Here is an 18,356-nt window from a genome sequence, read left to right as displayed (position 1 = left end):
CGATCACCGGCGCGGCTCGATCACCGAGCGCTAGCGACGGCGACGACGCCCGATGCTCGCCGGGGCATCCTTGCTCAGCGTCTCACCGCGGAAGAAGGCGGGCCGCAGCTTCGCCTGCACCAGCATGATGATTCCGCCGGCAACCAGGATGACCATGCCGAGCACGAAGACCAGGCCGACACCGAAGATGTTCGAGCCACTGCCATAGTCGGGATCCATGCTGTCGATCAGGGTGGTGAAGAACAGGATGCCGAGGATCACGCCACCGACCAGCGGGAACAGGAAGGTGAAGAAGACGTTGCGCACCGAGTCGAACCACTGTTTGCGGAAGTACCAGACGCAGGCGAACGCGGTGAGCCCGTAGTAGAAGCAGATCATCATGCCGAGTGTCGTGATCGTGTCCCAGAGCACGTCTTCGCTGATGAAGCGCATCACCGTGTAGAACACCGCCGCGACAATGGCCGAGACAATGGTGGCGTAGCCGGGCGTGAAGAAGCGTGGGCTGACCTTCGCGAACTTCGGTGCCAACGCGCCGTAGTGGCCCATGGCGAGCAGCGTGCGAGCGGGCGACACGAATGTCGACTGCAGCGAAGCGGCCGAGCTGGAGAGCACGGCGATGGACACCAGGATGGCCAACGGGCCGAGCACCGGACCGGCCAAGGCGAAGAAGGCGTTGCTCTGAATGTCTGGGTTGCCGAGTCCCACGCCGGTGCTGCCGGTTCCGGCGAAGGCGATCAAGCCCATCGCCACGAAGAGGTAGAGCGCGACGACGAGCGTGACGGTGATGGTGGCCGCCTTGCCGGGGGTCGAGCTGGACCCCTTGGTCTCCTCCGACATCGTGAGTGTGACGTCCCAGCCCCAGAAGATGAAGAGAGAGAGGGAGAGGCCGGCGACGACGGCGGAGAACGAGGTGACGGCGAATGGGTTGAACCATTCCCAGGTGACCGGGGTCGCGTCGAAGGCGGTGCCGTTGCCCACGTGCACGAAGGCCGCGATCCCGAACCCGATCATCACGAGAATCTGGAATCCGACCAGCCAGTACTGCAGTTTCTGTGTCGTCTGCATGTCGCGGTAGGAGATCCACGTCGCGGCACCGATGAACACCAGACAGGTGGCAACGTTGATCAACGGGTTGCTGGCCAGCGCGGCGATTTCGGGGTTGTTGCCGAACATCTGGGAGAGCATGAGGAAGAAGAAGTCGACCGCGATGCCCGCGAGGTTCGAGAGCACCACGATTGTCGCCGCGATGAGTCCCCAGCCGGCCATCCAGCCGATCCAGGGACCGAAGGCACGGCTCGCCCAGGTGAACGAGGTACCGCTGTCGGGCATCGCCCGGTTGAGTTCCCGGTAGCCGAAGGCGACAAGCAACATCGGGATGAACCCGATCAGGAAGATCGCGGGCAGGTGGACGCCCACCTCGGCAACCGTGGGGCCGAGCGCGCCGGTCAGCGTGTACGCCGGGGCGATGCACGAGACTCCGATGACGATGGCACCGATGAGGCCGACCGAGCCTGCGCTCAGCCCTTTGGAGGAGAGCTCAGTCTTGGTGCCGGTCGTGTCGCCCGAGTCACCGGTGTTGACCGCTCCGGGTCCAGCGGCTTCGACGACGTTGTCTTGTACTGTCACTTCGTGTCTACTTCCCCACCGTGACGGTGGAATCTCGTGGCACCACGATCATGGGTACCGGCAGTTCGCGCAGCATTTTTGCCGCGATGGAACCGAGGAAAAGATGGTTCGGCTTGGCCAGACGGCTCGATCCGACCAGCACGATCTCGGCCGGGTCCCAGTCCAGGGTGCGCACGGCCTCTTCAATACTGTCACCGGATGCGACGCCGGCACTGACCTCGACCCCGTCTGGCAGGTGCTCGCTGGCGTAGTCGAGCACTTCCTGCGCATGCAGTGCGCCGTGCCGGGAGACGAGGGGGTCGTCGAGACCGCCGGGCAGATCGACCGCGACGAGCGAGACGAGCCGGAGGGGGGCATCCGTGGTGCGGGCGACCGTGATTGCCGTGTTCATCAGCACTTCGGAACCGATCTTCGTGCCGATGGCGCAGGTCACCCGGCTCACGCCCTGGCCGGCGGCGAGGTCGCGTGTGCCTTCGGGGGCCAATGCGACGGGCACGTGCGAGGCGTGGAGCAGTGCGCTCGCGACGCTCCCCACTGTGAATCGGCCCAGAAGCCCGTTGCGGGCGGCTCCGACGACGATCATGTCGGCCTGATCGTCGCGCGCGGCGTCAAGGAGTCCTTGCGCGAACGACTCGGCGTAGACCACGTGCGTGTGAGCTGCGACATCCGCCGGAACGGATGCCGCAGCATCGCGCAGCCACTGCTCGGCCGTCTCGGCCACATACAGTTCGTAGCCCGGATCGGTGGGGACGAGGGTTGCCCGTTCCTCACTGTGCAAGACGATGACGACGTCGAGGGAGGCGCCGCCGGATCTGGCCAGGCGCACCCCGAGCGCAAGCGCATCGGCCCCGGCATCGTTAGCGGTGTACCCGACCAGAATCCGCATCGGGTCTACGCCTGCAGCTCGGTGATGATGGCTGCGGCGGTCTCACGGCCGACGCGAATGGCGCCGTCGACGTGCTGGTAGCCCTTGCCGGCCATGTCGCTGCAGGAGAAGGAGATCGGGCCGACCGGCGTGCGCAGGTCAGCGCCGTAGCGGGCGAGGCCGCCCATGTCGAAGCTCGCCGCGTAAGCGCCGCGGGTCCACTCTTCGCTGCCCCAGTCGCTTTCGTAGTACACAACCGGGCTGAGCGCCTTGTCGCCGTAGTAGTGCGAGAGCGAGGTGAGGATGCGCGTCTTCCGCTCCTCGGCCGACAGGGTGAAGACGCCGTCGGCATCCTCATCGGACACGAAGCCGACGAGGGTTCCGCGCGGGTCTTCGAAGTTCGTGTTGTCGTAAGCCTCGTGCACCAGCTCGTAGGGGCTGAACGCGGTGCCGGAGAGACCGTCTTCACGCCAGAACGGCGTCTCGTAGACAGCGTGAACCTTGATCACGAAGCCCATCGACAGGTGCTGGTGCAGCTGCTGCTGACGACGCGGGAGCGACGGCTCGAATGAGATGCGGCTGATCAGCACGGGCGGAACAGCGATGATCACGCGGCGCGCGTTGACGGTCAGGCCGTCGGTCACAGCGGTGACACCGGCGTCGCTCCAGCGCACCGTGCGCACCGGCTGGCCGAGGTGCACGTCGTCGCCGAGGCGCTCGGCGAGCAGGATCGGAACCTGCTGGAGGCCACCGACGACACGAGCGTCGAGGATGAAGTCGGCGTCGACCAAGTTGCTGAAGCTGCCGGCGCTGGCGGCCATGAGCAGTGCCTGGAGCGCCGAGAAGGCATGAGCCGGCTTGGTGAGCATCGCACCGGCAATGAACATGCCGATGTTCTCGATTGCTTCAGCATCGTCGGTCTGAGTCTCGAGCCAGCGGCTGAAGGAGATCTCGTCGAGTTCCTTCGCGCGCGGGTGGGCCCAGGGGCGGTCGGGGTCGATCTCGGACACGAGCACGTCGAGCTTCTCGATCAGCGAGACGATCTCGTGCTCGGTCTTCGCCGGGACCGGGAAGATGTCACCTTCGAAGCGGCTGAGTTCACCGGTTCCGTTGATGTAGATGTTCTCGCCCTCGCGGTAGCGGTCGTAGGTCTCGAGGCCCAGTTCGGCCAGCGTCTCCTTGAGCGCGTCCTGGTCGGGAGAAACCCACTGGCCGCCGATCTCCAGCATGGCGCCGTCGATTTCGTCGGTCCAGAGACGACCGCCGACGCGGTCACGAGCCTCCAGCACGGCGACCGTGAGGCCGGCCTTCTTCAGCTCGGTGGCGGCGGTGAGGCCGGATGCCCCGGCGCCGATGATGATGACGTCACGGTCAATCGTGGTCATGGTGTACTCCTGTGGTGCTTCGGTGAAATGGTGGTGATGAGAAAAGAATCAAAGAATAAAAAACAGCCAGGCTGCCCGAATGCCGGACAGCCTGACTGCGGGTACTAGGAAAGCGGGCTCAGCGTGTACTTGGTCGAGAGGTACTCGTGGATTCCCTCGAGACCGCCTTCACGGCCGAGGCCCGACTGCTTGACACCGCCGAACGGTGCTGCCGCGTTCGAAACCAGGCCGGTGTTCAGGCCCATCATTCCGGTGTCGAGCTTGTCGATCATCCGCTGACCGCGAGCCAGGTCGGTCGTGAAGACGTAGCCGATCAGGCCGTACTCGGTGGAGTTGGCCAGGCGCACTGCTTCGTCTTCGTCGCCGAACGTGGTGATGCCGACGAGGGGTCCGAAGATCTCCTCTTTCAGCAGGCGGCTGTCTGCGGCCACGTCGGTGAGCACGGTCGGCTGGTAGAACGAACCGGCGCCGTCGGGGCGGGCGCCGCCGATCAGGAGCGTTGCTCCCTTACCGAGGGCATCCTGAACCAGGGCATCAGTCGATTCGACCGCGGCCTCGTTGACGAGCGGGCCGATCGTGACACCGTCTTCGGTGCCACGACCGATCTTCATCGCGGCAACACGCTCCGTGAGACGACGCCCGAACTCGGCGGCGATCGACTCGTGCACGATGAACCGGTTGGCCGCGGTGCAGGCCTGGCCCACGTTGCGGAACTTCGCCAGCATGGCGCCTTCCACTGCCTTGTCGAGGTTTGCGTCTTCGAACACGACGAACGGGGCGTTGCCGCCGAGTTCCATGCTCGTACGCAACACGCCCTGCGCGGCCTGGGTGAGCAGACGCTGGCCGACCGGGGTGGAACCGGTGAAGCTCAGTTTGCGGAGGCGCGGGTCGGCGATGATCGGTGCGGACACCGCAGAGGAAGTCGACGTCGTGATGACGTTGACGACTCCGGCGGGCAGGCCGACTTCTTCGAGCAGCTTGACGAAGTAGAGCGTGGTGAGCGGGGTGAGCTCGGCCGGCTTGATGACGACGGTGCAACCGGCGGCCAGCGCCGGTGCGATCTTGCGCGTGGCCATGGCGAGCGGGAAGTTCCACGGCGTGATCAGGAAGCAGGGCCCGACCGGGCGCTGCGTCACGATCATGTGGCCGGTGCCTTCTGGGTTCAATCCGTAGCGGCCGCTGATGCGCACCGCCTCTTCACTGAACCAACGCAGGAACTCTCCGCCGTAGCCGACCTCGCCGAGGGCTTCCGCGTACGGCTTGCCCATCTCGATCGTCATCAGCAGCGCGAACTCCTCTTTGCGCTCCTGCAGCAGATCGAACGCGCGGCGCAACAGCTCACCACGCTGGCGAGGAGGGGTCGCTGCCCAGGAATCCTGGGCGGCGACAGCCGCGTCCAGCGCCGCGGCGCCGTCTTCGACCGACGCGTCGGCGATGCTGAGCAATTCGAGACCGGTCGCCGGGTCGGACACCGCCAGTGTCTTGCCCGAGCTGCTCTGACGCCACTCGCCACCGATGAACAGACCGGTCGGCACCTTGGCGAGAAGGGCGATTTCTTTCTCTGACACGGGTGTTACTCCTTTGCTCACGGGTAGAGTCCGCGAATGAGGTGGGCCTCGGCGACGCGTTCGACGGCGAGGATGGTGGCGGCGGCACGCAGCGTCAACTCACGCTTGGCCGCGTAGTCGACGACCTGACGCCAGGCTGCAAGCATCCGCTGGGCAAGCTTGTCTTCGACTTCTTCGGCGTTCCACCAATAAGCCTGGTTTGCCTGTACCCACTCGAAGTAGGAAACAATGACGCCGCCGGCGTTGGCGAGGATATCGGGGACCACCAGGATACCGTTCGCTTCGAAGATGCGGTCGGCGACCGGGGAGGTCGGGCCGTTTGCACCTTCGACGATGACCTTGGCCCGCACCCGGGAGGCGTTGCCCTCGTGAAGCACGCCTTCGACGGCGGCGGGCACGAGGAGGTCCACGTCCAACTCGAGCAGGGCGGTTCCGTCAATGACCTCGGAGCCGGGGAACCCGACAACCGAACCGGTGTCACGCACAAACGCGCTGAGCGCGGGAACGTCGAGACCGCGCTGGTTGTAAATGGCGCCGTACTGGTCGCTGATGCCGACGACGCGCACACCGGCCTCAGCCAGGAACAGCGACGCGTCGTGACCAACCTTGCCGAAGCCCTGCACGGCTGCCGACGCACCCTCGGCACGGATGCCGCGGTGGGCGAGGGCGGCCAGCGCGATGTGCGTGACGCCGCGCGAGGTGGCGCTGGCACGACCGTGCGAACCGCCGAGGCTGATCGGCTTGCCGGTGACGATACCGGGAACCGTGTAGCCCTTGTTCACCGAGTAGGTGTCCATGATCCAGGCCATGGTCTGCTCATCGGTTCCGATGTCGGGGGCCGGGATGTCGCGCTCCGGGCCGATGATCGGAAGGATCTCGCTGGTGTAGCGACGCGTCACACGCTCGAGTTCGGCCTTGGAGTGCTGGCGCGGGTCAATGTTGATCCCGCCCTTGGCACCACCGTAGGGCACGTCGAGCAGGGCGCACTTCCAGGTCATCCACATGGCCAGGGCGCGCACCTCGTCGAGGTTCACCCCCGGGCTGTAACGCAGTCCGCCCTTGGCGGGGCCGCGGGAGAAGTTGTGCTGCACGCGGTGACCGATGTACAGGCGGCTGGAACCGTCATCCATGCGCAACGGAACCGAAACGGTCATTTCGCGGCGCGGGGTGGAGAGCAGCTGGTAGATGCCTTCGTCGTAGCCGAGTACCGACACCGCGTCGGCGAGCTGAACCCGGGCGTCGTCGAGGGGCGTGGCTTCCGGCGCGATCTCGAGGCCGGGCAGAATCAGGCTCATGCTGAGGCCAGCGCGTCGGCGACAACGCCGAGGCCCTCGATCAAGAGCTCGTCGGTGATCGATAGCGGCGGAAGGAAGCGGATCACGTTGCCGTAGGTTCCGCAGGTGAGCACGATGACGCCCTGCTTGTGCGACTCGGCGGCGATGCGGTTGGTGAGCGCGGCATCCGGCTCACCGGTTGCCGGGTCGATCAGTTCGATGGCGATCAGCGCACCGCGCCCCCGCACATCACCGATGCGCGGGTCGTTGACGCGCAGGGCGTTCAGACGACCGGTCAGGATGGCGCCGATCTCCCGGGCGCGCTCCACCAGGTTGTCCTGCTCGTAGCTTTCGATCGTGGCGAGAGCTGCGACACAGGCCAGCGGGTTTCCGCCGTAGGTGCCGCCGAGGCCGCCGGCGTGAGCGGAGTCCATGATCTCGGCGCGGCCGGTGACGGCAGACAGCGGCAGGCCGCCGGCGATGCCCTTGGCCGTGACGATCACGTCGGGAACGATGCCCTCGTGGTTGCTGGCGAACATGTCGCCGGTGCGGGCGAAGCCGGTCTGCACCTCGTCGGCGATGAAGACGACGTTGTTCGCGGTGGCCCAGGCGACCAGGGTCGGCAGGAAGCCTTCGGCGGGAACGATGAATCCACCCTCGCCCTGAATCGGTTCGATCATCACGGCAGCGAGGTTGGCGGCGCCGATCTGCTTCTCGATCATCGAGATCGCCTTCTTCGCGGCGGTGACGCCGTCGAGGCCATCGTGGAACGGGTAGGACATCGGTGCGCGGTAGACCTCGGGAGCGAACGGGCCGAAGCCGCTCTTGTACGGCATGCTCTTGGCCGTGAGGGCCATCGTGAGGTTGGTGCGACCGTGGTAGGCGTGGTCGAAGACGACGACGGCCTGCTTGCCGGTGTAGTGGCGCGCGATCTTGACCGCGTTCTCGACGGCCTCGGCACCCGAGTTGAACAGTGCGCTGCGCTTGTCGTGGTCACCCGGAGTCAGGCGGTTGAGCGCCTCGGCCACGTCAACGTAGGAGTCGTACGGCGCGATGGTGAAGCAGGTGTGAGTGAACTGGTTGAGCTGGGCGGTGACGGCGGCCACGACGCGCTCGTTGCTGTTTCCGACGCTCGTCACCGCGATGCCGGAGCCGAGGTCGATCAGGGAGTTGCCGTCGACGTCGACGAGCACTCCGCCACCGGCGGCAACGGTGAAGACGGGGATCGTGGTTCCCACACCGGAGGCCACGGCTGCGACCTTGCGCTTCATGCGCTCGATCGACTTCGGGCCGGGGATGGCGGTGACCAGGCGACGTTCCTGTGGCAGTGACGGCCCGCCGAGCGGAACCTCCACGGAGGTATCGAGGCGGGGGGAATCGACGAGGGTCATGGCTACTCCAGTTCTCAAAGCAATGCGCACCGTCATCCGGAAGGCAACGATGCCGATCCTGCAATGGTAGGGAGCGCCACCTCCTCGGCGTGCTGCCGCAACGTATAGTGGTGCTGTCGCAATTCGCCACGCTGTACAAGCGTGGAATCCACTGGAGGGATCCCCGTGCTACCCACCGTTCGCCACCTCTTCAGTCAGCCGGATCTGGGGCTGCGGCTGCTGACTCCCGACGCGGTGCTGCCCGCATCGGCGCTCGACCAGACCGTCGAGTGGGTGCACAGTTCAGACCTCGCCGACCCCACGCCTTTTCTCTCACCCGGCCAGGTTCTGTTGACCACGGGCACCCAGTTCACTACCGCAGCGCACGGCGACGAGCTGTACGACGGTTACGTGGCGCGCCTGCGCGACCGGGGCATCGCCGCTCTCGGGTTCGGAACCGAAGTCATCCGTGACGGCACGCCGGACGGCCTGATCGACGCCTGCACCCGGCACGGTCTCCCCCTGGTCGAGGTGCCGTACCGCACCCCGTTCATCGCTGTGGTGCGCGCGGCGGCCGACATGGTCGCCGAGGAGCGGTATGCGCGTCACACCTGGGCACTCAGTGCGCAGCGAGCAATCTCGCTCGCCGCGCTGCGGCCCGACGGCTTGAGCGCCACGCTCAGTGAGCTGTCGCATCAACTCGACCACTGGGTGGCGCTGTTCGATGCCAGTGGCAGTCTGGACCGGGTCTTTCCGCGAGACGCCTTCGCCGGCTCCACCCTGGCCGGCACGTCATTCGACACCGTGCAACGCGAGGCCGGCCGCCTGCTCCGTCGCGGCCAGCGTGCCAGCACCACCGTTCTCGTTGGCGGTGAGACCCTCACCCTGCAGACGCTGGGGCGGCGCGATCAGCTGCGCGGGGTGCTCGCGCTCGGCGGGGTGCGCGAGCTCGATGCGGCGAGCCAGGATGTCGTCACCTCGGTCATCGCGCTCGCCGGCCTCGCCCTCGAACAGAACCATGCGCTCGCCGGTGCTCGCGGGCACCTGCGGGCCGGCCTCCTTCACGCGCTTCTCGGCGGAAACCGGGAACTCGCCGAGACCATCTCCACCGAGATGTGGGGGCCACTCCCCTCCGCGCCGGTGCAACTCGTCGTCACCGACGCTCCGGCGGGGCGACTCGACGCGATCATCGAGTTTCTCGAGCTGCGCGTCGAGGAGCAGCCCGATCGCATGTTTTTCGCCGCTCAGAACGATCGCGTGGTGCTCATTCTCGGCCGCAGCGGTCGCACCCTGGTCGACGACCTCTGTCGCACCTTTGACCTTCACGCCGGGCTCTCGGATGAGTCGGAGTACCGCGATCTCCCCCGCGCACTGGCGCAGGCGGAACAGGCCCACGAACGGTCGCAGGAAGGCGACGCAGGCGTCGTCGAGTTCGACGACATTTCGCGTCAGGGCGTGCTCGCCTTTCTGGCCCGCACCGACGCGCGTGAAGTGGGACGAGCGACGTTGCTGCCGCTGATCAGTCACGACGAACTGAACGGCTCAGAGCTGTTGCACACCGTGCGCGTCTGGCTGGAGCACAATGGCGCCTTCGATGCGGCGGCCCGGGTGCTGGGCGTGCACCGTCACACCGTGCGCAGCCGAGTCGAACTCGCCGAGACGCTGCTCGGCCGTGACCTCAGCACGTTCCATGCCCGGGCGGATGTCTGGGCGGCATTACTGGCGACGGCGTCGGTGCCGGGCTGACCAGCCCGTGAGTGGTTAGCCCTTGAGCGTCCACGCCTTGCGACGCACGAGAATGTGCCCACGGCTCGTCGTCAGACGCGTCCACGGGCCGGTTTCGAACAGCTGAACCGGCTCGTCGGCGTTCAGGAAGCCCAGGCTGAACGCGGCGAAGCCTGCTCCGGCCGGAACGTGTTCGAGGCCATCGATCGGGCGGCCCCAGACTTCGGAACGCACGCGCTGCACGATCTGCTCGCCGGTTCCGGTCGGGATCACCGAGGCGACCTCGTCGATGCCCACGCGTGCCGCCGATTCCAGCAGCGCTGCATCCGTCTGTCCCTGTGCCTGCCAACCGCCCTTGGGCGGCGAGATTCCGGCCCACGTCACCGTGCTCACCTGGAGCGGAACCGCGATCTTCACCGGGGTGTCTGCGTCGTCACCGCGCGTCGTCGCGGCGGTGTGCAGACGAGCGACCCGGTCGAGCAGGGAGCGGATCGGAACAACGACATCGAGCTCCACCGGTTCACTCAGTGCGAAGGTGCGAAGCGCCAGCACCGTCGGGCTCGAATCGAGCAGACCGCGCGGATAGAGGATCGCGGTGTAGACGGCGAGAACACCGGCCGCCGAAATCAGGCGCACGGAGCCATCCTCGACCCGGCTTGCGCGCGCGAGGTAGACCTGAAGGTCGCCGAGGGACTGGGAGTCTGTGAGGGAGAATGATTGGCTCATCTCCTCCTAAACTACCAAGGTGGCGAGCGGTTGACGACGCAATCCCGCCGCGAGCCTGAGGAGGCAGTATGAACAAGCCGGTAGATGGTCTCCTGGCCGCCCTGGATCTCACCGACACGGGTGCGCGCACCAACGAAGACATCTTCACCGGCCCGTCACAGTGGATGCCCCATGGTCGTGTTTTCGGCGGACAGGTTCTGGCGCAGTCGCTGATCGCCGCGATGCGCACCGTCGCCGACGACCGCCACGTGCATTCGATGCACGGCTACTTTCTGCGACCCGGTGACGTCAACCACCCGATCACGTTCTCGGTGGACCGGATCCACGATGGCCGCTCGTTCTCCACTCGTCGCACCCAGGCCTATCAGAACGGGCTGCCGATCCTTTCGGCGATCGCCTCGTTCCAGGATGACGACGAAGGTCTCGAACACCAGATCGAGATGCCTTCCGACCTGCCAGACCCCGAATCGCTCCCGACCGCGGCCGCCACGCTGAACCTGGTCGACCATTCGATCGCCCGGTACTGGGCCAACGAACGCCCGTTCGACATCCGTCACATCCCGTCGCCGATCTACCTCAAGGTGGAGGGCGAGCACACCTCGCGTCAGGCCGTGTGGATGAAGACCTTTGAGGCGCTTCCCGACGACCCCAACATTCACCGCGCCGCACTGGCCTACGCCAGCGATTATTCGATCATGGAGCCGGTGCTGCGCCGGCACGGCGTGGCCTGGGCCACGCGTGGCCTCAAGGCCGCAAGTCTCGACCATGCGATGTGGTGGCACCGTTTCGGCCGCGCCGATGAATGGGTGCTGTTCACCCAAGACTCCCCCACAGCGCAGGGCGGCCGCGGCCTCTCGACCGGCACGATCTACAGCCGGGACGGCGTGCTGCTGGCCAGCGTTGCGCAAGAAGCAATGATGCGGGTTCCGAGCAACCAGGAGTAGCGGGTCCGTTCGCAGGTTCAGTTCTGCTCGGTCGCGCGGCTGCCCAACGACTCTCGTCGACGCGTCAGAAAATGACGCTCCCCGGCATTTCCGGAGCGAGCGATTGCCGCGTCGTAGGAGAGCACCGCGTCGTCCGTGCGCCCGAGACGCCGCAGCAGGTCGGCGCGCACCGCATGAAAGAGATAGAACTCGCCCAGGTCGAGTTGCTCGACCAACTCAAGTCCCACCTCCGGCCCGTTGACCTCGGCGACGGCAACCGCCCGGTTCAAGGCGACGATCGGGCTCGGCGCGATCTCCTGCAATTGGTCATAGAGCCGCAGGATCTGCCGCCAATCGGTTTCCTCTGCAGTGGACGCATCGGAGTGAACCGCGTTGATCGCCGCTTGAATTTGGTACGGACCCGGTCGCCCCTGCTGCAGGCACCGCCTCACGATCTGCTGCCCTTCGGCGATGAGAACGCGATTCCACCGACTTCGATCCTGATTCGCCAGCAACACGAGGTCTCCCGTGCTCGTCGTGCGGGCCGCACGACGAGCATCGATGAGCAGCATCAGGGCAAGCAGTCCGTCGACTTCGGGTTCGCCGGGCAGGAGTTCGACGAGGAGCCGGCCAAGACGGATGCCCTCGGTGCAGAGTTCCTCACGGATCAGGTTGTCGCCGCTGCTCGCCGTGTACCCCTCATTGAAGATCAGGTAGACGACGAGCAGGGCCGACGCGATGCGCGCCGGCAGCTCGGCTGCCGTCGGAACTCGATACGGAATCCGGGCATCCCGAATTTTGGCTTTCGCCCTCACCAGTCGCTGCGCCATCGTCTGCTCCGAGACGAGAAACGCGCGTGCAATTTCAACGGTGCTCAGGCCGCCGAGCAGCCGCAGCGTCAATGCCACCTGGGCGCCTTTCGACAACGCGGGGTGACAGCAGGTGAAGATCAGCCGTAATCGCTCATCCTCGACCGTGTGCGACTCGGTGAGCGGATCCCGCGCCTCGAGATATGCTGCCTCCACCGACCGAGCGGTGCGGGAGGATTCACGGCGCAGTTGGTCAATCGCGCGGTTGCGCGCGGTGGTGATGATCCAGCCGGCCGGGCTCGGCGGCACTCCGCTGAGCGGCCATTTCTGCACCGCCGCGACGAATGCATCCTGCACCGCGTCTTCGGCGATGTCGATGCTCCCGAAGTCACGAATGAGCACGGCCACCGCCCGCCCGTACTGCGCGCGGAATGCGCGCTCGATCTCCGCAGATGAGGACTCCGGCGGCGCTGGAATGATCTATCCCCTCTCTGCGAGATCCTGGAACGGCCGAACCTCCGTCGGCAACGTCGTCACGCGGGTTGCCCGATCGGCCCAGGCCAGGGCCGCATCGAGGTCGGGCACGTCGATGATCCAGAACCCACCGAGGTGCTCTTTTCCCTCAAGGTAGGGGCCGTCGGTCGTGAGGAGCTCGCCATCCTTCATATGGAGCACGGTGGCCGTGTCGGCGGGGTGCAGTCCTCCGGTGAAAACCCAGGCACCCGCGTCGCGGATCTCCTGGTTGAGGGCGTCGAGCTCGGTCATGACCTTGTTCAGAAACTCAGGCGGTGGAACCACTCCATCCGGCTGATACATCGCAAGCAGATACTGAGGCATGAGGTGTTCCTCCTTGTCGAAGCGCCGGGCCATTGTGGCCCGTCACTCTCTATACGAATGACACCGGCCTGAATCGACACATGCCCCAGATTCGACGCATACGTCACGGCCCGATCTGCGTGCTCAGAAGAACCTGACCGGTGGCCACAGAACGGATGTCGACACTCGCGATCTCGCCTTGTGTCACGTTGGTCGTGCCCACCGGTTCAACTGTCGCCCCGGGCGACGCCGCCCACTGCGAAACCCGACTCGACACTCCTTCGCGATCTGTCACGTAGAGGGCATAAGTCTGCTCGCCCGTGCCGTAATTCCGACCCGGGCCGGAATTCGAGCCCGAATTCGCGTAGATGCACGTCGCCTCGATGCGGGTTCCCCAGGGTTCCGAGTGCAACCGCACCTCAGCAGACAGCGCGCTCGGCATCACCTGGGTCAGGGTGACAGCGGGCCCGGCATTGGCCTCTGGCTGAACTGTCGGGGCACGGAGGCCGGGCACCACGAGCACGACGCTGACCAGCACCGCGGCAGCGGCAAGAATCKAGCCGGCGACCAGCCGCCTGGTTCGGCGGGTTCGCCGACGCTCCGCGTGTGCCGCGTCCCGGAGTCGCGTCCACCCCGCGGGGCTCGACGGATCGGCGGCGGATGCGACATCCGTCACAACCTGATCCGCGGGCGCGACCTGATCCGCGGGCCCCTCCTGTTCCGCGGACAAAACCTGGTCCGCGGGCACCAGCGACAACAGCGCGGGTACTCCGGCCAGTTCGGCCAACGACCGCGAGCATGTCGGGCAGTCGGCGAGATGCCGCTCGTACTCCCATCTCTCCTCTGGCGAGAGTGCGCCCAGCAGATAGGACGCATCCCATTCGGTGTATTGGTCGAATTCTCGGGTCATGGCGCTGTCACCCCGCGTTCTTGCAGGGCCAGGCGCATCGCCCGCAAGGCGTAGTGCAGCCTTGATTTCACGGTTCCGGGAGGGATGTCGAGTGCTTCGGCCGTCTCAGCCACCGAGCGGCCCTGGTAGTACGCACACACGACGACCGCCCGATGATCGTCGGACAACCCGGCCAGGGCATCCGCCACCAACCAGGCGTCCAGCACCGCGTCGGTCTTGTCAGCGCTCGCCCGTTCGGGAAGAGTGTCGGTCGTTATCTCATGATTTGCGCGCGCGGAACGCCACTCGTCGATCACCAGATTGCGGGCGACGGTGAAGAGCCAAGCGCGTGCCGATGACTCAGATTGGTCGAGTATCTGCGGGCGACGCCACGCGCGGAGCAGAGTCTCCTGCACGACGTCATCGGCGAAGGCGGTGTCCCGGGTCAGCCTCACGACATAGCGTCTGAGCGCTGGCGCGTGCTCGTCGTGGATGGCACGCAACAGCTCGATCCGATCGTCGACCATTGCACACCTCCGAGAATTAACACGGGATGCCGCGGGGATCGGTTCAGATACTCTTACTGAACCAAACAGCGATCCACCCCGTTGTCATAAGAAGCAGTGCCAATTTACTCGCAGAACTTGATGAGGAGCACCATGACGCACCTTCCGGACATCTCACGCCGAACCGCACTCGTCGCCGGCGGAGTGGGATCTGTAGCGCTGCTGGCCGCCTGTGCACCGACGCCGACCACACCGGAGACCGGACCGGCGAACACCCCACAGCCCACCGGAGATGCGTCTGGCTCGGACGGCAGCGCGGGTTCGACCGGCGCGTCGGTCGAGGTCGCGAAACTGTCAGCCATCCCGGTGGGCGGTTCGATTTCTGCTGAGCTCGACGGTGCGCCGATCCTGCTGGCTCAGCCTGTCGCCGGCACCGTCGTCGCCTTCAGCGCGATCTGCACGCATCAGGGTTGTGTGGTGCTCCCGGCCAAGACCGAGTTCGATTGCCCGTGCCACGGTTCGCGATACGACGCGGCGACGGGAGAAGTCTTAGAGGGGCCGGCACCTGCGCCGCTGCCTCAGCTCACCGTGACACTCGACGGTGACTCGGTTCGTGCTGGATGACCGTCATGGACATCTATGAGGTGAGTGGTCTTCCGCTCCACGTGCTGCTCGTCCACGTCGTGGTCATTCTGATCCCGGTGACCGCACTCTGTCTGATCCTCTTCGCGGTCTGGCCTGCGGCCCGGAGGCGCCTCGGCATCGTGATGGCGATTCTCGGCGCACTGGTGATCGCCGTGGTGCCGGTCACCGCTCAGGCCGGCCAGTGGCTGAAGGACCGGGTGCCCGAGACACCGTTGATCGATGCCCACGCGAGCCTGGCCGGCGGCCTCTGGCCGTGGACGTTGGCGCTCGGAATCCTCGCGATCGCATCCTGGCTCGGGTACTTCATACTCGCTCGACGTGACACCGATCGTGCGCCCCGCGCGCCCAGCCGGCGTGTTGTCGCGGTGCTGATCGCGGTGCTCGCGGTCGGGATCGGCGGTTATGCCACCTATCAAACCGTGATGATCGGTGAGGCGGGAAGCCGAGCCATCTGGGAGAACTCGTTCAGCAACACGCCGCTACGGTAGCGGAGTTCAGCGTGACGGACGTCGAGTAAACGCAATCGGCTCGTCGAGATACGGCGTCCAGGCTTCCCGTTCGACTTCGGTGATTCGGCGCGGACGGCTCGTCTCGGAATCGACCAGCACGATCGTGCTGCTCGCCCTGGCATAGAGCACGGCCGGCAGGTCGCCCGCTGGGCCCCAGACCTCATAGCAAACCTCGAGGCTTGCCCCGCCGAGGGTGCCCACCCACAGTCGGATGTCGATCGGCTGACGCAGGTACGGCACGGGCGCCAGGTACTCGATCTCCTGGCGGGCGATCAGAGTTAGCGTGGCCGCCCCGGGGCGGCCGTCGAGCACCGCAGTGCTCGCGCCGCCCGCGGAAACGGTTCCGTCGGGCTCATCGGTTGCCCAAAATGCCTGGATGCGCGCCTCCTCGAGGAGGCGCAGCATCACAGCGTTGTTCACATGACCGTAGGCGTCGAGGTCAGACCAACGCAGCCGAATCGGCACATGCAGTTTCATCGTTGCAGACTAGTCGCGCGTCAGCTTGCGGTACGCGGAGCGGTGAGGCTTCGCAGCATCCGGGCCGAGACGTTCGATCTTGTTCTCTTCGTAGGACTCGAAGTTGCCCTCGAACCAGTACCAGTTCGCCGGGTCTTCTTCGGTGCCCTCGTACGAGAGGATGTGCGTGGCGATGCGGTCGAGGAACCACCGGTCGTGAGTGATCACGACAGCACAACCCGGGTACTCAAGAAGAGCGTTCTCGAGCGAGCCGAGGGTTTCGACGTCAAGGTCGTTAGTCGGTTCGTCGAGCAGGAGGAGGTTTCCGCCCTGCTTGAGCGTCAGCGCCAGGTTCAAACGGTTGCGCTCACCACCGGAGAGCACACCGGCCTTCTTCTGTTGGTCCGGACCCTTGAAGCCGAACGTCGACACGTAGGCACGCGAGGGAATTTCGGTCTTGCCGACCTGGATGTAGTCCTGGCCGTCGGAGACGACCTCCCACAGTGTCTTGTTCGGATCGATGCCACCGCGGCTCTGGTCGACGTAGGAGATCTCGACCGTTTCACCGACCTTGAGCTCACCGGCATCGAGCGGCTCGAGGCCGACGATGGTCTTGAACAGGGTGGTCTTACCCACACCGTTCGGGCCGATGACGCCGACAATGCCGTTGCGGGGAAGCGTGAAGCTCAGGTTGTCGATGAGCACACGGCCCTCGAACCCCTTCTGCAACTTCTTCGCGTCGATGACCTGCGCGCCGAGGCGGGGTCCGACGGGGATCACGATCTCTTCGAAGTCGAGCTTCCTGGTGCGCTCGGCCTCGGTGACCATCTCTTCGTAACGAGCGAGACGAGCCTTCGACTTGGCCTGACGCCCCTTGGCGTTGGAGCGCACCCACGCGAGCTCTTCGGCCAGGCGCTTGGACAGCTTGGCGTCTTTCTTGCCCTGAACCTGCAGACGTTCCTGCTTCTTCTCCAGGTAGGTCGAGTAGTTGCCCTCATAGGGGTAGAGGTGACCGCGGTCGACTTCGGCGATCCATTCCGCGACGTGGTCGAGGAAGTACCGGTCGTGGGTGACGGCGAGCACGGCGCCCGGGTACTTGGCGAGGTGCTGCTCCAGCCAGAGCACACTTTCGGCGTCCAGGTGGTTAGTGGGCTCGTCGAGGAGCAGGAGGTCGGGCTTCTGCAGCAGCAGTTTGGTCAGCGCCACGCGGCGCTTCTCACCACCTGAGAGGTTGGCGACCGGGGAGTCTCCCGGCGGAGTGCGCAGGGCATCCATCGCCTGCTCGAGCTGGGAGTCGAGATCCCACGCGTCAGCGTGATCGATCTCTTCCTGCAACACACCCATTTCGGCCAACAGCGAGTCGAAATCGGCGTCGGGCTCGGCCATCGCGAGTGAGATCTCGTTGAACCGGTCGACCTTGGCCTTGATCTCGCCAACGCCTTCCTGCACGTTTTCGAGAACTGTCTTGGTCTCGTCGAGCTCCGGCTCCTGCATCAGGATGCCGACGGTGTAGCCGGGCGAGAGCTTGGCTTCACCGTTGCTCGGGGTGTCGAGCCCGGCCATGATCTTGAGAATGGTTGATTTTCCGGCACCGTTCGGGCCGACGACGCCGATCTTGGCGCCGGGGAAGAACGACATCGTGACGTCGTCGAGAATGAGCTTGTCGCCAACCGCTTTACGCGCTCGGACCATCGAGTAAATAAATTCGGCCATAGTGTCTACCAGTCTATTTGGCGGGTGGTGCCAACGAGACACATCCCGGTGGCGAGAATTGGTGCAACCATGCTGTGATAGCCCTGCGTGGCCGGCCCAGTCTGACCGATCAGGCATTCTTCACCGATGCGCACAGAGAACTGAATCGAGTCGGCCGCGAGATCGACGGCGGTGCGATCGGGAGTGACCTGCATCTGCGCCTTGTCGAAACCACCGGCGCTCAGGGCGTTGATGAATTCGGCTCCCCCGGCTTCGGGGTTGGCCGCGAGCACCCCGCGTGCGACGTGATCGAAGAAGGGTGAATTGGCTTTCGCGCCCCCAGCAGGGTCGAAAACGGGAGCCACGGTGGGTTTGGGCGTCGAGGTCGCTGCCGCCGAATGCCTCGCGGTCGGCGCTGACTCCGTCGGCAGTGCGCTGCAGCCGGACACAATCAGGAGCAGCGATGCGGCGAGTACGCCGGCCCCCGCAGCACCGAGTTGTCGCCGTTTCGAGAGCGTGTTTCTTGACACCCGAGGTCCTCCCTGACCGCGTGGCGGTCGACTCTCCCCGAG

General features: G+C 65.6%; 18 protein-coding genes. 4 read left to right on the top strand and 14 right to left on the bottom strand.

Annotated features, from left to right (window positions below; genetic code table 11):
• Window positions 1-30 precede the first annotated feature (30 nt).
• The 6 genes from AC1DCF_RS15305 to gabT form a co-directional block, all read right to left on the bottom strand.
• Window positions 31-1,521, bottom strand: coding sequence for an APC family permease (locus AC1DCF_RS15305; RefSeq protein ID WP_477211937.1), 1,491 nt, complete (start codon window positions 1,519-1,521; stop codon window positions 31-33).
• 112 nt (window positions 1,522-1,633) lie between these two features.
• On the bottom strand, window positions 1,634-2,512 hold the full coding sequence (locus AC1DCF_RS15300; protein WP_477211785.1) for a universal stress protein: 879 nt from the start codon (window positions 2,510-2,512) through the stop codon (window positions 1,634-1,636).
• 5 nt (window positions 2,513-2,517) lie between these two features.
• Window positions 2,518-3,876 (bottom strand): flavin monoamine oxidase family protein, encoded by a 1,359-nt coding sequence (locus AC1DCF_RS15295; protein WP_441789699.1) that lies wholly within the window; start codon window positions 3,874-3,876, stop codon window positions 2,518-2,520.
• Between the two features lie 104 nt (window positions 3,877-3,980).
• Window positions 3,981-5,444, bottom strand: a complete 1,464-nt coding sequence (locus AC1DCF_RS15290) for an NAD-dependent succinate-semialdehyde dehydrogenase (protein ID WP_477211784.1) — start codon at window positions 5,442-5,444, stop codon at window positions 3,981-3,983.
• 17 nt (window positions 5,445-5,461) lie between these two features.
• Entirely contained in the window at window positions 5,462-6,739 is a 1,278-nt protein-coding gene (locus AC1DCF_RS15285) for a Glu/Leu/Phe/Val family dehydrogenase (RefSeq protein ID WP_477211783.1), read from the bottom strand.
• Window positions 6,736-8,109: a 4-aminobutyrate--2-oxoglutarate transaminase gene (gene gabT / locus AC1DCF_RS15280; RefSeq protein ID WP_441789696.1), complete on the bottom strand. Its 1,374-nt coding sequence runs from the start codon at window positions 8,107-8,109 to the stop codon at window positions 6,736-6,738. Before gabT ends, AC1DCF_RS15285 begins: the two co-directional genes overlap by 4 nt.
• 165 nt (window positions 8,110-8,274) lie before the next feature.
• On the opposite strand from gabT, the gene AC1DCF_RS15275 reads away from it, so the two are divergent.
• Window positions 8,275-9,834, top strand: a complete 1,560-nt coding sequence (locus AC1DCF_RS15275; protein WP_477211782.1) for a PucR family transcriptional regulator — start codon at window positions 8,275-8,277, stop codon at window positions 9,832-9,834.
• Between the two features lie 15 nt (window positions 9,835-9,849).
• Here AC1DCF_RS15275 and AC1DCF_RS15270 read toward each other — a convergent pair whose 3' ends face one another.
• Window positions 9,850-10,539: a DUF8185 domain-containing protein gene (locus AC1DCF_RS15270; RefSeq protein ID WP_477211781.1), complete on the bottom strand. Its 690-nt coding sequence runs from the start codon at window positions 10,537-10,539 to the stop codon at window positions 9,850-9,852.
• Window positions 10,540-10,607: 68 nt separating this feature from the next.
• On the opposite strand from AC1DCF_RS15270, the gene AC1DCF_RS15265 reads away from it, so the two are divergent.
• Window positions 10,608-11,483 carry an acyl-CoA thioesterase gene (locus AC1DCF_RS15265; protein ID WP_477211780.1) on the top strand — a complete coding sequence of 292 codons (876 nt, stop codon included), beginning with the start codon at window positions 10,608-10,610 and terminating at the stop codon, window positions 11,481-11,483.
• Between the two features lie 17 nt (window positions 11,484-11,500).
• On the opposite strand, the gene AC1DCF_RS15260 is transcribed toward AC1DCF_RS15265, so the two are convergent.
• The 4 genes from AC1DCF_RS15260 to AC1DCF_RS15245 form a co-directional block, all read right to left on the bottom strand.
• The gene (locus AC1DCF_RS15260; protein ID WP_477211779.1) at window positions 11,501-12,679 is read right to left on the bottom strand and encodes an RNA polymerase sigma factor; all 1,179 of its coding nucleotides are present in this window, start codon (window positions 12,677-12,679) and stop codon (window positions 11,501-11,503) included.
• A 72-nt stretch (window positions 12,680-12,751) separates the two neighbouring features.
• Window positions 12,752-13,108 carry a YciI family protein gene (locus AC1DCF_RS15255; protein WP_477211778.1) on the bottom strand — a complete coding sequence of 119 codons (357 nt, stop codon included), beginning with the start codon at window positions 13,106-13,108 and terminating at the stop codon, window positions 12,752-12,754.
• 103 nt (window positions 13,109-13,211) lie between these two features.
• A complete protein-coding gene (locus AC1DCF_RS15250) occupies window positions 13,212-13,997 on the bottom strand; it encodes an anti-sigma factor family protein (protein WP_477211777.1) in 786 nt (261 codons plus the stop codon).
• The gene (locus tag AC1DCF_RS15245; RefSeq protein WP_477211776.1) at window positions 13,994-14,503 is read right to left on the bottom strand and encodes a sigma-70 family RNA polymerase sigma factor; all 510 of its coding nucleotides are present in this window, start codon (window positions 14,501-14,503) and stop codon (window positions 13,994-13,996) included. Before AC1DCF_RS15245 ends, AC1DCF_RS15250 begins: the two co-directional genes overlap by 4 nt.
• A gap of 132 nt (window positions 14,504-14,635) precedes the next feature.
• Between AC1DCF_RS15245 and AC1DCF_RS15240 the strand changes: the two genes are divergently transcribed.
• Together AC1DCF_RS15240 and AC1DCF_RS15235 are read left to right on the top strand one after the other, a co-directional pair.
• On the top strand, window positions 14,636-15,106 hold the full coding sequence (locus AC1DCF_RS15240; RefSeq protein ID WP_477211775.1) for a QcrA and Rieske domain-containing protein: 471 nt from the start codon (window positions 14,636-14,638) through the stop codon (window positions 15,104-15,106).
• 5 nt (window positions 15,107-15,111) lie between these two features.
• Window positions 15,112-15,615 (top strand): DUF2231 domain-containing protein, encoded by a 504-nt coding sequence (locus AC1DCF_RS15235; protein WP_477211774.1) that lies wholly within the window; start codon window positions 15,112-15,114, stop codon window positions 15,613-15,615.
• A 6-nt stretch (window positions 15,616-15,621) separates the two neighbouring features.
• On the opposite strand, the gene AC1DCF_RS15230 is transcribed toward AC1DCF_RS15235, so the two are convergent.
• The 3 genes from AC1DCF_RS15230 to AC1DCF_RS15220 are packed head-to-tail and all read right to left on the bottom strand — an operon-like array spanning window position 15,622 to window position 18,314.
• The gene (locus AC1DCF_RS15230) at window positions 15,622-16,113 is read right to left on the bottom strand and encodes an acyl-CoA thioesterase (RefSeq protein ID WP_477211773.1); all 492 of its coding nucleotides are present in this window, start codon (window positions 16,111-16,113) and stop codon (window positions 15,622-15,624) included.
• A 9-nt stretch (window positions 16,114-16,122) separates the two neighbouring features.
• A complete protein-coding gene (gene ettA / locus AC1DCF_RS15225; protein ID WP_441789685.1) occupies window positions 16,123-17,805 on the bottom strand; it encodes an energy-dependent translational throttle protein EttA in 1,683 nt (560 codons plus the stop codon).
• A 5-nt stretch (window positions 17,806-17,810) separates the two neighbouring features.
• A complete protein-coding gene (locus AC1DCF_RS15220; RefSeq protein WP_477211772.1) occupies window positions 17,811-18,314 on the bottom strand; it encodes a DUF6993 domain-containing protein in 504 nt (167 codons plus the stop codon).
• Window positions 18,315-18,356 lie beyond the last annotated feature (42 nt).

The sequence above is a fragment of the Leifsonia sp. 10L418 genome (assembly GCF_056395445.1).
Note: the sequence above shows the minus strand (reverse complement) of the source record. Positions and strands in the feature narration are given on the sequence as shown.

Coding starts and splice junctions, on each gene's coding strand:
- AC1DCF_RS15300 (WP_477211785.1), bottom strand. CDS start 2,512: ATGCGGATTCTGGTCGGGTACACCGCTAACGATGCCGGGGCCGATGCG.
- AC1DCF_RS15295 (WP_441789699.1), bottom strand. CDS start 3,876: ATGACCACGATTGACCGTGACGTCATCATCATCGGCGCCGGGGCATCC.
- AC1DCF_RS15285 (WP_477211783.1), bottom strand. CDS start 6,739: ATGAGCCTGATTCTGCCCGGCCTCGAGATCGCGCCGGAAGCCACGCCC.
- gabT (WP_441789696.1), bottom strand. CDS start 8,109: ATGACCCTCGTCGATTCCCCCCGCCTCGATACCTCCGTGGAGGTTCCG.
- AC1DCF_RS15270 (WP_477211781.1), bottom strand. CDS start 10,539: ATGAGCCAATCATTCTCCCTCACAGACTCCCAGTCCCTCGGCGACCTT.
- AC1DCF_RS15265 (WP_477211780.1), top strand. CDS start 10,608: ATGAACAAGCCGGTAGATGGTCTCCTGGCCGCCCTGGATCTCACCGAC.
- AC1DCF_RS15255 (WP_477211778.1), bottom strand. CDS start 13,108: ATGCCTCAGTATCTGCTTGCGATGTATCAGCCGGATGGAGTGGTTCCA.
- AC1DCF_RS15245 (WP_477211776.1), bottom strand. CDS start 14,503: ATGGTCGACGATCGGATCGAGCTGTTGCGTGCCATCCACGACGAGCAC.
- AC1DCF_RS15240 (WP_477211775.1), top strand. CDS start 14,636: ATGACGCACCTTCCGGACATCTCACGCCGAACCGCACTCGTCGCCGGC.
- AC1DCF_RS15235 (WP_477211774.1), top strand. CDS start 15,112: ATGGACATCTATGAGGTGAGTGGTCTTCCGCTCCACGTGCTGCTCGTC.
- AC1DCF_RS15230 (WP_477211773.1), bottom strand. CDS start 16,113: ATGAAACTGCATGTGCCGATTCGGCTGCGTTGGTCTGACCTCGACGCC.
- ettA (WP_441789685.1), bottom strand. CDS start 17,805: ATGGCCGAATTTATTTACTCGATGGTCCGAGCGCGTAAAGCGGTTGGC.